The organism is Streptomyces sp. NPDC019890, from assembly GCF_044903445.1.
GTDB lineage: Bacteria > Actinomycetota > Actinomycetes > Streptomycetales > Streptomycetaceae > Streptomyces.
The window spans coordinates 65570-77668 of the sequence record NZ_JBJDQK010000004.1; the positions used below are offsets into that span (position 1 = coordinate 65570).

12 protein-coding genes and 1 riboswitch are annotated in these 12099 nt (G+C 70.8%); of the genes, 5 read left to right on the top strand and 7 right to left on the bottom strand.

Going from position 1 to position 12099, the window contains the following annotated elements:
- Positions 1-53: 53 nt before the first annotated feature.
- The 4 genes from ACI2LP_RS12595 to ACI2LP_RS12610 all read right to left on the bottom strand — a co-directional run bounded on the left by ACI2LP_RS12595 (position 54) and on the right by ACI2LP_RS12610 (position 4558).
- On the bottom strand, positions 54-980 hold the full coding sequence (locus ACI2LP_RS12595; RefSeq protein ID WP_404724514.1) for a 1-phosphofructokinase family hexose kinase: 927 nt from the start codon (positions 978-980) through the stop codon (positions 54-56).
- Positions 981-1105: 125 nt separating this feature from the next.
- Positions 1106-2251, bottom strand: a complete 1146-nt coding sequence (gene nagA, locus ACI2LP_RS12600) for an N-acetylglucosamine-6-phosphate deacetylase (protein WP_404724515.1) — start codon at positions 2249-2251, stop codon at positions 1106-1108.
- Positions 2251-3165, bottom strand: coding sequence for an ROK family protein (locus ACI2LP_RS12605; RefSeq protein WP_404724924.1), 915 nt, complete (start codon positions 3163-3165; stop codon positions 2251-2253). Before ACI2LP_RS12605 ends, nagA begins: the two co-directional genes overlap by 1 nt.
- 499 nt (positions 3166-3664) lie before the next feature.
- Positions 3665-4558, bottom strand: a complete 894-nt coding sequence (locus tag ACI2LP_RS12610) for an SIS domain-containing protein (RefSeq protein ID WP_404724516.1) — start codon at positions 4556-4558, stop codon at positions 3665-3667.
- A gap of 283 nt (positions 4559-4841) precedes the next feature.
- On the opposite strand from ACI2LP_RS12610, the gene ACI2LP_RS12615 reads away from it, so the two are divergent.
- From ACI2LP_RS12615 to otsB, 3 genes are all read left to right on the top strand, one after another.
- Positions 4842-6068, top strand: coding sequence for an extracellular solute-binding protein (locus ACI2LP_RS12615; RefSeq protein WP_404724925.1), 1227 nt, complete (start codon positions 4842-4844; stop codon positions 6066-6068).
- A gap of 110 nt (positions 6069-6178) precedes the next feature.
- On the top strand, positions 6179-6415 hold the full coding sequence (locus ACI2LP_RS12620; RefSeq protein WP_404724517.1) for a DUF3263 domain-containing protein: 237 nt from the start codon (positions 6179-6181) through the stop codon (positions 6413-6415).
- 9 nt (positions 6416-6424) lie between these two features.
- Positions 6425-7285 (top strand): trehalose-phosphatase, encoded by an 861-nt coding sequence (otsB, locus tag ACI2LP_RS12625; protein WP_404724518.1) that lies wholly within the window; start codon positions 6425-6427, stop codon positions 7283-7285.
- A gap of 86 nt (positions 7286-7371) precedes the next feature.
- On the opposite strand, the gene ACI2LP_RS12630 is transcribed toward otsB, so the two are convergent.
- From ACI2LP_RS12630 to ACI2LP_RS12640, 3 genes are read right to left on the bottom strand one after another with little or no spacing between them, the layout of a single operon-like run.
- Positions 7372-8772, bottom strand: a complete 1401-nt coding sequence (locus tag ACI2LP_RS12630) for a trehalose-6-phosphate synthase (RefSeq protein WP_404724519.1) — start codon at positions 8770-8772, stop codon at positions 7372-7374.
- Positions 8773-8825: 53 nt separating this feature from the next.
- The gene (locus ACI2LP_RS12635; protein ID WP_404724520.1) at positions 8826-9002 is read right to left on the bottom strand and encodes a hypothetical protein; all 177 of its coding nucleotides are present in this window, start codon (positions 9000-9002) and stop codon (positions 8826-8828) included.
- A 38-nt stretch (positions 9003-9040) separates the two neighbouring features.
- Positions 9041-9979, bottom strand: a complete 939-nt coding sequence (locus ACI2LP_RS12640) for a glucosyl-3-phosphoglycerate synthase (RefSeq protein ID WP_404724521.1) — start codon at positions 9977-9979, stop codon at positions 9041-9043.
- Positions 9980-10122: 143 nt separating this feature from the next.
- Positions 10123-10250: riboswitch (SAM riboswitch) on the top strand.
- Positions 10251-10267: 17 nt separating this feature from the next.
- On the opposite strand from ACI2LP_RS12640, the gene thrC reads away from it, so the two are divergent.
- Together thrC and ACI2LP_RS12650 are read left to right on the top strand one after the other, a co-directional pair.
- Positions 10268-11548 carry a threonine synthase gene (thrC, locus tag ACI2LP_RS12645; protein ID WP_404724522.1) on the top strand — a complete coding sequence of 427 codons (1281 nt, stop codon included), beginning with the start codon at positions 10268-10270 and terminating at the stop codon, positions 11546-11548.
- A gap of 26 nt (positions 11549-11574) precedes the next feature.
- The gene (locus ACI2LP_RS12650; protein ID WP_360868126.1) at positions 11575-11850 is read left to right on the top strand and encodes a MoaD/ThiS family protein; all 276 of its coding nucleotides are present in this window, start codon (positions 11575-11577) and stop codon (positions 11848-11850) included.
- Positions 11851-12099: the final 249 nt, after the last annotated feature.

Here is a 12099-nt window from a genome sequence, read left to right on the forward strand (position 1 = left end):
CTCACGTGTGCTGTTGTCGCGGCCGGGACGGTTCACGCCACAGCCGGGGCGGCTCACGCCGCTGCCGCGCGCTCGGTCACCGCTATGCGCGGCAGCAGCTCTTCGTACGCCGCGGTGTCGAACTCGCCCGCCGCCGGGGCCAGCACGGTCGCCGCCGACAGGGCCACCGCCCGCGCGAGGCGCTCCGGCCACGGCAGCCGTTCCACCAGGCCCGACAGCAGCCCGGCCACCGCCGAGTCGCCCGCGCCCGTCGGGTTGCCCTTCAACGGCGTCGGCGGGGTCGCCTGCCACACCCCGTCCGGCGTTGCGGCGAGCACGCCGTCCGGGCCGAGCGAGGTGACCACGGTGTGCGCGCCCCGGCGGCGGGCGTCGCGCGTGGCGCGCAGCGGCTCGCGGGAGCCGGTGAGCTGGGCCAGCTCGTCGGCGTTGGGCTTGACCACGTCGGGGCGGGCGGCGATGCCGCGGCGCAGCGGCTCACCGCTGGTGTCCAGGAGTACGGGGACGCCCACGGCACGGGCCCGGCGGACCAGTTCGGCGTACGCGCCCACATGGATGCCGGGCGGCAGGCTGCCGCACAGGGCCACCGCGTCGGCGTCCCGCAGCAGCGATTCGTACGAGGACAGGAACGTGGTCCACTCGGCGGCCGTCACCGTCGGGCCCGGCTCGTTCAGCTGAGTGGTGTCGCCGCTCGCGTCGTCCACGACGGCGATGGTGCGCCGGGTGGTCCCGGCGATCGGCACGAGCGCGTCGTGGGGGCCGAGCGGGGCCAGCAGATCGCGCAGCACGGCGCCGACGGGGCCGCCCGTGAAGCCGGTGACGACGCTTTCGTGGCCCAGCGCGGACAGTACGCGCGCGACGTTGAGGCCCTTGCCGCCGGGGCGTTCGCGGACCTCGGTGACGCGGTGGCCGCTGTGCGGGGTCAGGGCCGGGACGCGGTATGTGATGTCGAGCGCGGTGTTGAGCGTGACCGTGAGGATCACCCCGCCGCACCCCCTCAGAACGCGCTTGCCGTGCTCGTACGCGCCCCGATCATGCCAAACGGAAGGCGGTTGGCCCAGACCCCCTGGGCAACCGCCTTGCGTAAGTTACGTGGAAATCATCCTAGTTAGGGCAGTTGCGGCTCAATCAGCCATTCGCCCTTGCGCATCACGCCCTTGAGCGTGAACGCGGCGTCCAGTACCACCAGGTCCGCGTCCTTGCCCGGCTCCAGCGAGCCGACCCGGTCGTACAGGCCGAGCAGCTTCGCGGGATTGGCCGAGATGGCCTGGACGATGTCCTGAACCGGCAGCCGGTCGACAGTGGCCGCGCGCTGGAAAGCCGTGTCCAGGGTGAGCGTCGAGCCGGCGATCGAGCCGCCGTCGACCAGGCGCGCGACCCCGTCCTTGACGTCGACCGCGAGCGGGCCGAGCTCGTAGCGGCCGTCGCCGAAGCCGGCGGCGTCCATGGCGTCGGTGATGAAGGCGACCCGGGCCGCGCCCGCGCGGTGGAAGGCCAGCTCCAGGGCGGCGGGGTGCAGATGTGTGCCGTCGTTGATCAGCTCGACGGTGATCCGTTCGTCCTCCAGGAGCGCGGCGATGGGTCCCGGCGCGCGGTGGCCGAGGGCGGGCATCGCGTTGAACAGGTGCGTCGCCACCGTCGCGCCCGCGTCGACGGCCTCGACGGTCTGCTCGTACGTCGCGTCCGTGTGCCCGATCGCGGCGATCACCCCGTGCTCGGCGAGCAGGCGTACGGAGTCGATGCCGCCGGGCAGTTCGGTGGCGAGGGTGACCATCTTCGCGGTGCCGCGGGCCGCGTCGATCAGCTTGCGCACCTCCGCCGGGTCGGGGTCGCGCAGCAGCTCCTCGCTGTGCGCGCCCTTGCGGCACGGCGAGATGAAGGGGCCCTCGAAGTGGATGCCTGCGAGGTCGCCCTGCTCGACCAGCTCGGACAGGAAGCCGGCCCGGTGGGCGAGGAAGTCCATCTCGCCGGTGACGGTGGAGGCGACGAGGGTGGTCGTGCCGTGCTCACGGTGCGTCCGTACGCCCTTCAGCACATCCTCGGCGCTGCCGGAGGTGAAGGAGGCGCCGCCGCCGCCGTGGTTGTGGATGTCGACGAAGCCGGGCACGACCCAATGGCCGGTCAGATCGACGGCGGGGGTGTCGGCGAGGACGGCGCCGGTGATCTTCGCGCCCTCCACGATCACCCGTCCGTTCTCGACGATCCCGGTCGGCAGCACCACCCGGGCACCCGTGAGAACCATGCGGTCGGCCATCAGGCGGTTACCTCCGTGTCGGTGGCGAGCGGGTCGGTGGCGAGCAGATCCCAGGCGAGCAGCCCCGCGCCCAGGCATCCGGCGGTGTCCCCAAGGGCTGCCGGGACGATGGCGGGCAGCTTCTGGAACGTGACTCGCTCCTCGACCGCGGCCCGTAGTGGTGTGAACAAGGTTTCCCCCGCCTCGGCGAGACCGCCACCGATGATCAGGGTGCGGGGGTCCAGCAGGGTGAGCGCGGTGACGAGGCCGGCGGCGAGGGCGTCGATGGCGTCGTGCCAGACGGCGACGGCTTTCGGGTCGCCCGACTCGACGGCCTTCGCGCAGTCGGCGGCGTCGGCGGCGGGGTCGCCGCTCGCCTCGGCCCAGGCGCGGGTCACCGCGGCGGCGGAGGCGAGTGTCTCCAGACAGCCGCGCTGGCCGCAGCCGCAGTCGGGGCCGTCGGGGCGGACGACGATGTGGCCGATCTCGCCGGCGTAGCCGTGGGCGCCGGCTTCGATGGACCCGTCTATGCCGATGGCTCCGGCGATCCCGGTGCCGAGCGGCACGAACAGGAACCGGTCGGCGCCCTTGCCGGCCCCGATCCGGCCCTCGGCGAGGCCGCCGGTGCGGACGTCGTGGCCGAGGGCGACGGGTACGCCGTGCAGCCTGCGGCTGAGCAGCTCGCGCATGGGTACGTCGCGCCAGCCGAGGTTGGCGGCGTAGACGGCGATGCCGCGGTCGGCGTCGACGATGCCGGGGACGGCGACGCCGGCGGCGAGGGCGCCCTGGCCGAGGTGCGTTTCGCCGTACGCGCGCAGCTCGCCGGCGAAGGCGAGGATCGACTCGACGACGGCATCGGGCCCACGATCGCGCCCGGTGGCGCGGCGTGCCTCGTGGAGGAGGGTGCCGTCTGCCGCGACGAGGGCGGCTTTCATGCCGGTGCCGCCCACATCGAGGGCGATGACGTGTTTCACGTGGACAGTTTGGCGGGTGGGCGGGCGAAAGGTCTAGTCCACTACGCCGGATTGTTGCGCCGCCATACAAAAAGACCGGTGTGTTTCCCCCACCCCGCCCTCCCCCTACGGCCTGGCGGCCGTGGGAGGTACCCCCATCCCGAACCGGGGCTCCGCCCCGGACCCCGGGAGGGGTACGCGGGGGCCGCGCCCCCGCACCCCCGGGAGCGGCAGCTTCGCGCCGCGACGTGTCCGCGCTCCGGGGTACGGCGGCTTCGCGCCGCGATGCGTCCGCGCTCCGGGGTACGGCGGCTTGGCGCCGCGATGCGTCCGCGCTCCGGGGTACGGCGGCTTGGCGCCGCGATGCGTCCGCGCTCCGGGGTACGGCGGCTTGGCGCCGCGACCGGTGTGCAGGGGCGTGCACGCGGCGGCGCGAGGCCCGCGCACCTTGGGGGCCGGGGCGCAGGCCGGCTGAACCCCCTCAGCCCAGAATCACGCTTCGCGTCAGATTCCTCGGGCGGTCCGGGTCGAACCCCCTCGCCTCCGCCAGCGTGACCGCCAGCCGCTGTGCGCGGATCAGGTCTGCCAGGGGGTCCGCCTCGGCGCGGGAGACCAGCGTGCCGCCCACCCGGGACACGTCCACCGACAGGCCCTCCGGCAGGGCGCCGAAGACCCAAGTCACCCTGCCCGGGGCGGTGATCGAGATCGGGCCGTGGCGGTACTCCATCGCCGGGTACGCCTCCGTCCACGCGCCCGCCGCCTCGCGCATCTTCAGGCCCGCCTCCAGCGCCAGACCGTACGTCCAGCCGCGGCCCAGGAACGTCCACTGCTCCGCCCCCACCACCGCCTCCGGCAGCGGCTCGGTCACCGCGAGTTCCGCGTCGACCGACGCCTCGGTGATCGACTTGACGCCCGGCAGCGACCCGAGCCCCGCGCGCAGAAACGCCAGCGCCGTCGTCGCGAAGCGCGTCTGGACCACAGACTCCTCGTCCGCCCAGTCCAGCACCGCCACCGCGTCCGCCGACTCCATCACCGGAGTCTTCGGGTCCGCCGTCAGGGCCAGCGTCGGCACCTTGCCGCGCAGTTCGGACAGCAGGTCCAGGACCTCCGTCGTGGTGCCGGAGCGCGTGATCGCCACGACGCGGTCGTAGGAACGACCCGACGGGAACTCGGACGACGCGAACGCATCCGTCTCGCCGAGCCCCGCCGCCTCCCGCAGCGCCGCGTACGCGATCGCCATGAACCAGGACGTCCCGCACCCGGTGACGGCGACGCGCTCACCCGGCTCCGGCAGTCCGTCGAAGGCGGCCGCGGCCTCGGCCGCTCGGCGCCAGCACGCGGGCTGGGTGGCTATCTCTGCTGCGGTGCGGGACATGCGGCATGGCTCCTAGCGAGGTAGACGTACGCACAACTCCGGGTCGTGCTTAGCAGGCATCGGCACACCCGGGCAACGCTCAAGGCCTCAGGGACAGACGTTGTCGAAGTGATATGCAGTGGAGTAGACCTCCGGCGGCACCATGGGGGAAAATCGCACCTCATCTCAGCGGACAGCACGGGGGAACTGACTGGGACAAGTCTGGCAACCAACAGCAGAGGGTGGGGGAAGAGCTGTGCAGCAGCGCTTCTTGGGTCTGACCGCGGCGCTCGCCGCACTCGGTATGACGGTGGCCCTCTCGGGCTGTGGCAGTTCCAGCGGTTCCAGCGATGTCACCCTCAAGCTCGTCGCGGCCGACTACGACGTCGACGGCGGCCAGAGCAGCAAGAAGTACTGGTCCGACCTCGCCGCGGCCTTCACCGCCAAGAACCCCGGCATCAAGATCGACGTCCAGATCGAGTCCTGGAACGACGTCGACCGCAAGGTCGCCGAGATGGTCAAGGCCGGCAAGGCCCCCGACGTCGCGCAGATAGGTGCGTACGCCGACTACGCCGCGGCCGACAAGCTGTACTCCGCCGACCAGTTGCTCTCCATCCCCGTACAGTCCAACTTCCTCGGCCCCCTCATCGACGCGGGCGAGATGAGACGTGTCCAGTACGGCCTCCCCTTCGTCGCCTCCACCCGCCTGCTCTTCTACAACAAGAAGCTCTTCAAAGAGGCGGGCATCAAGGAGGACCCGAAGACCTGGGACGACCTCAAGGACGACGCGAAGAAGCTGAAGGCGAACACCAACGCCAAGTACCCCTTCGCCCTGCCGCTGGGTCCCGAAGAGGCCCAGGCCGAGACCATGATGTGGCTGCTCAGCGGCGGCGGTGAGGGATACACCAACCAGAGCGGCAGCTACTCCATAGATTCCGAGCAGAACATCGCCACCTTCGAGTGGCTGAAGGAGAACCTGGTCGAGAAGGGCCTCACCGGACCGGTCGCCCCCGGCAAGCTGAACCGCAAGGATGCCTTCGCCGCCTTCACCCGCGGCGAGGTCGGCATGCTCAACGGCCACCCGTCCCTGATGCAGGCCGCCCAGAAGGCCAATATCCAGGTCGGCAAGGTGGCGCTGCCCGGCATCACCGGTAAGCCGAAGTCCGCGATGGGCGTCGCCGACTGGATCATGGGCTTCAAGCAGAACGGCCACCGCAGCGAGATCGGTAAGTTCCTCGACTTCGTCTTCAGCGACAAGAACGTTCTCGACTTCGCAGGCCAGAACGACCTGCTGCCGGTGACGGTCTCCGCGTCCGAGGCGATGGAGCAGAACCCGAAGCACCAGGACCTCAGGGAGTTCCTCGAGGAGCTCCCCACCTCGGTGCTTCCGCCGGTCGGCAAGACGTCGTGGGCGAAGGTCAGCGAGAGCATCAAGAAGAACATCGGCACCGCCATGGAGCAGGGCACCGAACCGAAGGACGTCCTCGGCCGCATCGGCCGCGACGCCACCGTCGCCGAGCGCTCCGAATAGCGCGGGCGGCGCGGACAGCGTCGAACAACGTTCCACGGCGCCGAGCAGCCGGGACACCGAGCCGGCGCGAGCAGACCCGTGCCCGGCGCCTCGCCGATATGTTGGATCGTATGACCCACGACGAGGCGCTTTCCGAGCGCGACCGCGCCGTACTGGCCATGGAGCGCCACTCCTGGCCGGGGCCCGGCGCCAAGGAGCGGGCCATCAGGGAGCAGCTCGGCATCTCCCCGGTCCGCTACTACCAGCTCCTCAACGCCCTCATCGACGACGAGCGCGCACTCGCCCACGACCCTGTCACTGTCAACCGGCTCCGCCGTGTCAGGGACGCCAAACGCAGTCGCCGATAGGGTCGGGGCATGGGCTCCCCGTACGCGCACTCCCTGCCGACGCCGTCCACCCCCGCCGGCCGTGAAGGCCTGGCCGCGCTTCTCGCCCGGCCCGAGAAATCCGTCGTCGGCCTCGACTTCGACGGCACGCTCGCCGAGATCGTGCCCGACCCCGAGCAGGCCCGCGCCCACCCCGGCGCCGTCCTCGCGATCGCCGCCCTGGCGCCCCGGGTCGCCTCCGTCGCCGTGGTCACCGGCCGGCCCGCCGGGGTCGCCGTTCGCTACGGCGGCTTCGCCGGAGAGCCGGGCCTGGACCACCTCGTCGTCCTCGGCCACTACGGCGCCGAGCGCTGGGACGCCGTCAGCGGCACGGTCAAGGCCCCCGCCCCGCATCCCGGCGTCGCCGCCGTCCGCGCCGAACTGCCCGGATTCCTCGACCGCATCGGCGCCTGGCACGGCACCTGGATCGAGGAGAAGGGCCGGGCGGTCGCGGTCCACACCCGCCGTGCGTCCGACCCGCAGGCCGCGTTCGACGCGCTGCGCGAGCCGCTTGCCGAGCTCGCTTCCCGCCACGGGCTGATCCTGGAGCCCGGCCGCATGGTCCTGGAGCTGCGCCCGCCGGGCATGGACAAGGGCGTGGCCCTCGCCGAGTACGTACGCGAAGTGGGGGCCGAAGCGGTCCTGTACGCGGGCGACGACCTGGGCGATCTGCCCGCCTTCGCGGCCGTCGAGAAGCTCCGCTCGGACGGCGTGCCCGGCCTGCTGGTGTGCAGCGGCAGCGCGGAGGTCCCGGAGGTCGCGGGCCGCGCCGACCTGCTGCTGCCGGGTCCGGCGGCGGTCGTGGAGTTCCTGGGCGCGCTCGCGCAGCGGCTGCAGAGCCGGTCGGAGTAAGGCCCGGGTCCGGGGTTCTCAACCGGGGCCGGCGCAGGTCCGGGTTTCCCACGCGCTCTCACGTGCGCCGGTCCTGGCCCGGAATCTCACGCTTCGCGCAGCGCCCGCAGCTGGTCCAGGAACCACTTATGCGGCGGCAGCGCGGTCGCCGCGGCCGCCAGGCGCTTCGTGCGCCGGGCCCGTTCGTCGTCCGGCATCGTCAGGGCCTCGTGGAGCGCGTCGGCGGTGCCCGTCACGTCGTACGGATTGACCGTCACGGCGTCGTCGCCCAGCTCCTCGTACGCGCCTGCCTCGCGCGAAAGCACCAGCACGCAGCCCTCGTCCGAGACGACCGGAATCTCCTTGGCGACCAGGTTCATTCCGTCGCGGATGGGGTTGACCAGTGCCACGTCCGCGAGCCGGTACGCGGCCAGCGACCGGGCGAAGTCGTCCTTCACATGGAGCACGACCGGGCTCCAAGTCGCCGTCCCGTACGCCGAGTTGATCTCGTCGGCGACGCGCTGGACCTCTGCCGTGTAGTCGCGGTAGACCGCCAGGTCCTGCCGGGACGGGTAGGCGAAGGCGACATGGACGACCCGCTCCCGCCACTCGGGACGGGTCTCGAGGAGGTGCCGGTAGGCGAGCAGCCCGCGCACGATGTTCTTGGACAGCTCGGTGCGGTCCACCCGCACGATCGTCTTCCGGTCCGTCCCGCCGACCTGCTCGCGCAGTGCCACCAGGCGCTCATGGACATCCGGCCGGTCCGACCGCTCCCGCAGGAAGTCGGCGTCCGCGCCGAGGCCGTGCACCCCGATCCGGGTGCCGGACGGGATGCCGGGGCCCAGCACGCTGTGACAGCAGTCGGTGAACGCGTCCGCCCAGCGCTGGGTGAGGAACGCGGCCCGGTCGGCGCCGAGGATGCCGCCGAGCAGCTGGGCGGCGATGTCGTCGGGCAGCAGCCGGAAGTACTCCGGCGGGGCCCACGGCGTGTGCGAGAAGTGGCCGATGCGCAGGTCGGGACGGTGGGCGCGGAGCATCCGGGGCGCCAGCGAGAGGTGGTAGTCCTGTATCAGGACGGCGGCGCCCGGCGCGGCCTCCTCGGCCAGTGCGTCCGCGAAGGCGCGGTTGTATGCCTCGTAGGACGCCCACTGGCGGCGGAACTCCGCGTCGAAGACCGGCTCCAGCGGCGTCTGGTAGAGCATGTGGTGGAGGAACCACAGCACCGAGTTGGCGATGCCGTTGTACGCCTCGGCGAACACGGTGGTGTCGATGTCGAGCATCCGTACGCCGGGCTCGGCCACCCCGCGCCGTACCGCCTCGCGGTCGCCGTCGCCGAGGGCGGCGCAGACCCACAGCGCCTCCGCCTCGGAGCCGATGGCCGAGAGGCCGGAGACCAGGCCGCCCCCGCCGCGGCGGGAATCGAGGCTCCCGTCCTCGTTCAGGGTGTACGAGACCGGGCCGCGGTTCGACGCGACGAGTACCTGGGCGGCAGCCTGCTCGGAGACCATGTCGCGAAACCTAGCCCGTCCCTCAGACGCTCAAACGTGAGTACGGCACGGCATCAATGATGACGCCGTCCCCGTGTCGCGGCGACCGCGACCACCCCGGCGGCGGCCAGGCTCAGCGCCAGGCCGCCCAGCAGCCACAAGAGCTCGCTGTTGTGATTGCCACGGTGCGCGGGAGCGATGGTGTCGGCCACCGCCTGTCCGAGAAACGCCACTCTGTGTCCAAAGCTCATACATAGGAAATTTAGACAAGATGGCCGGTTCTTCGTGGTTATGCCGCGCGACGCGCCGCGTACTCACCGATCTCGCGCATCGGCGGCCGCTCTTCCGTGTCCACCGTGTACGTACGCGGTTCAAAACCGCCCACGCCCCGCTCGAACTGCGTGAGCGCAGGCCGCACCAAGTGGCCCCGCGAAAGCCGGAGTTGCGCCGTGCGGTAGATCGCCGCCGCCATCCGGCCCAGCGCCTGTCCGTCCTGGTGGCGGTGTTTGCGCGAGCCGACGTCCACCTGCGCCAGCGCGTCCAGGCCCACCGTGTGCAGCGCGTCCACGAGAAGGCCCAGCTCCACGCCGTATCCCACAGGGAAGGGCAGCCGCTCCAGCAGCGAGCGCCGTGCCGCGTACTCCCCGCCCAGCGGCTGGACGAAGCCGGCCAGCTGCGGCCAGTGCAGATTGAGCAGCGGGCGCGCCACCAGCTCGGTGACCCGGCCGCCCTGACCCGGCGTCTCACCCAGCGGACGGTCGTACATCGCCTTGACGAACTGCACCTCGGGGTCGGTCAGCAGTGGCCCCACGATCCCGGAGACGAAGTCCGCGGAGAACTCCCGCAGGTCGGCGTCGACGAAGCAGACGATGTCGCCGCTGGTCACCATCAGTGAGCGCCACAGCACCTCACCCTTGCCGGGGACGGCCGGTATCCGTGGCAGGATCGCGTCCCGGTGCACCACCCGCGCGCCGGCCGCCGCGGCCACCTCGGCCGTACGGTCGCTGGAGCCCGAGTCGATCACGACCAGCTCGTCGACCAGCGCCGTGGCCTCCATCAGCTCGCGCCGGATCACGGTGACGATCTCACCGACGGTCGACTCCTCGTCGAGCGCGGGCAGGACGACGCTGATGGTCGTACCGCGCTTGGCGGCCATCAGCCTGCCGAGCGTGCGGTCGGCTGCCGACCAGGAACGCCTGGTCAGCCAGCGCTCCACCTCTTCCAGCACGCTCGTTACTCCCTGGCTAGTGATCGCTAGTGATCCATCTCGCGGTTCGGACGACTATCTCAACCGTCTCCGCCTTCGGTTACAGTCTTGAACAACGCGGATGACCGTGGCATGCCGGGGTCATCACGCTGACAATCGAATACCGCTCATCCAGAGGGGCAGAGGGAACGGCCCGTTGAAGCCCCGGCAACCCTCCCGCCGACCGCGAGGTCACGGTGGGGAAGGTGCCAATTCCGTCTCGTGGCGAAATGCGTCACGAGGAAGATGAGGAGAAAGGGCCTCGCCACCATGGCTGTGCAGACTGTCGCAACCACCCCCGTGAACCTCGGTCCCGCCGCGGCGCTCTCGTGTCGCGAGTGCGGAGAGCGTTTCGAGCTCGGTCCGATCTTCGCCTGTGCCTCCTGTTTCGGGCCGCTGGAAGTCGCATACGACCTGCCGGTCGGTGACCCCGAGGCGCTGAGGAAGCGGATCGAAGCGGGTCCGAACAACATCTGGCGGTACGCCCCGCTGCTGCCCGTCCCCGCCGACGTGGCCGAGAAGCCGAACATCAACCCCGGCTTCACCAAGCTCGTCAAGGCCGACAACCTCGCCCGTGAGCTGGGCGTCACCGGCGGCCTGTACATCAAGGACGACTCCGGCAACCCGACGCACTCCTTCAAGGACCGTGTTGTCGCCATCGCCGTCGAGGCCGCGCGCGCCTTCGGCTTCACCACCCTGTCCTGCTCCTCCACCGGCAACCTCGCGGGCGCGGTCGGCGCCGCCGCCGCGCGGGCCGGCTTCCGCTCCTGCGTGTTCATCCCGCACGACCTGGAGCAGGGCAAGGTCGTCATGGCCGCTGTGTACGGCGGCGAGCTCGTCGGCATCGAGGGCAACTACGACGACGTCAACCGCTTCTGCTCGGAGCTCATCGGCGACCCGCTCGGCGAGGGCTGGGGCTTCGTCAACGTCAACCTCCGCCCGTACTACGGCGAGGGCTCCAAGACGCTGGCGTACGAGATCTGCGAGCAGCTCGGCTGGCAGCTGCCGGACCAGATCGTCATCCCCATCGCCTCGGGCTCGCAGCTGACGAAGATCGACAAGGGTCTGCAGGAGCTGATCAAGCTCGGCCTGGTCGAGGACAAGCCGTACAAGATCTTCGGCGCCCAGGCCGAGGGCTGCTCGCCGGTGTCGACCGCCTTCAAGGCCGGACACGACGTCGTACGCCCGCAGAAGCCGAACACCATCGCCAAGTCGCTGGCGATCGGCAACCCGGCCGACGGCCCGTACGTCCTGGACATCGCCCGCCGCACAGGCGGTGCGGTCGAGGACGTCAATGATGAGCAGATCGTCGACGCGATCAAGCTGCTCGCTCGCACGGAGGGCATCTTCGCGGAGACCGCGGGGGGCGTGACCGTGGGCGTGACGCGGAAGCTGATCGAGGCGGGCGTGCTCGACCCGGCGCTCTCCACGGTCGTCCTCAACACCGGCGACGGCCTCAAGACCCTGGACGCGGTGGCGCCGACGACCGGCCCGTCCGCGACGATTCGCCCGAGCCTGGACGCGTTCCGCGACGCCGGCCTGGCCGGCTGATCCGACTCCCGAGAAAGGCACGCACCATGAGTGTCAACGTCCGCATCCCCACCATTCTCCGTACCTACACGGGCGGTCAGGCCGAGGTCTCGGCTCAGGGCGCGACCCTCTCCGAGGTGATCGCCGACCTGGAGAAGAACCACGCGGGAATCGCCGCCCGGGTCCTCGACGACCAGGGCAAGCTGCGCCGCTTCGTGAACGTGTACGTGAATGACGACGACGTGCGCTTCGAGCAGGGACTCGAGACGGCGACACCGGATGGGGCGGGAGTTTCGATCATCCCCGCCGTCGCCGGAGGCTGATCGTCAAACGCCGTGTCGGACGGCACACAGAGTTATGCGTATTGCCCTCTCCGCAAGAGAAGCGGAGGGGGCAATTCTGTATGGTTGAGCGCGGTACAGTTGGGGAAGCCCCCCTCCGCTGCGTGTGCCGGGCGCATATGAGAATGCGCCCGAGCGTGACAAGAAGCAGCCAATATGGTCGATCGAATTGCCTCTCTTAGGTGTGATTTGCCGGGCCCGACTTGCCCCGTAATTTCTTGAATTCGGGTC

What these genes read in the sequence shown, in the direction of transcription:
- otsB (WP_404724518.1), top strand. Translation starts at nt 6,425, where the DNA reads ATGGGCTCCCCGTACGCGCACTCCCTGCCGACGCCGTCCACCCCCGCC.
- ACI2LP_RS12650 (WP_360868126.1), top strand. Translation starts at nt 11,575, where the DNA reads ATGAGTGTCAACGTCCGCATCCCCACCATTCTCCGTACCTACACGGGC.
- ACI2LP_RS12620 (WP_404724517.1), top strand. Translation starts at nt 6,179, where the DNA reads ATGACCCACGACGAGGCGCTTTCCGAGCGCGACCGCGCCGTACTGGCC.
- ACI2LP_RS12605 (WP_404724924.1), bottom strand. Translation starts at nt 3,165, where the DNA reads ATGAAAGCCGCCCTCGTCGCGGCAGACGGCACCCTCCTCCACGAGGCA.
- ACI2LP_RS12630 (WP_404724519.1), bottom strand. Translation starts at nt 8,772, where the DNA reads ATGGTCTCCGAGCAGGCTGCCGCCCAGGTACTCGTCGCGTCGAACCGC.
- ACI2LP_RS12615 (WP_404724925.1), top strand. Translation starts at nt 4,842, where the DNA reads ATGACGGTGGCCCTCTCGGGCTGTGGCAGTTCCAGCGGTTCCAGCGAT.
- nagA (WP_404724515.1), bottom strand. Translation starts at nt 2,251, where the DNA reads ATGGCCGACCGCATGGTTCTCACGGGTGCCCGGGTGGTGCTGCCGACC.
- ACI2LP_RS12610 (WP_404724516.1), bottom strand. Translation starts at nt 4,558, where the DNA reads ATGTCCCGCACCGCAGCAGAGATAGCCACCCAGCCCGCGTGCTGGCGC.
- thrC (WP_404724522.1), top strand. Translation starts at nt 10,268, where the DNA reads ATGGCTGTGCAGACTGTCGCAACCACCCCCGTGAACCTCGGTCCCGCC.
- ACI2LP_RS12635 (WP_404724520.1), bottom strand. Translation starts at nt 9,002, where the DNA reads ATGAGCTTTGGACACAGAGTGGCGTTTCTCGGACAGGCGGTGGCCGAC.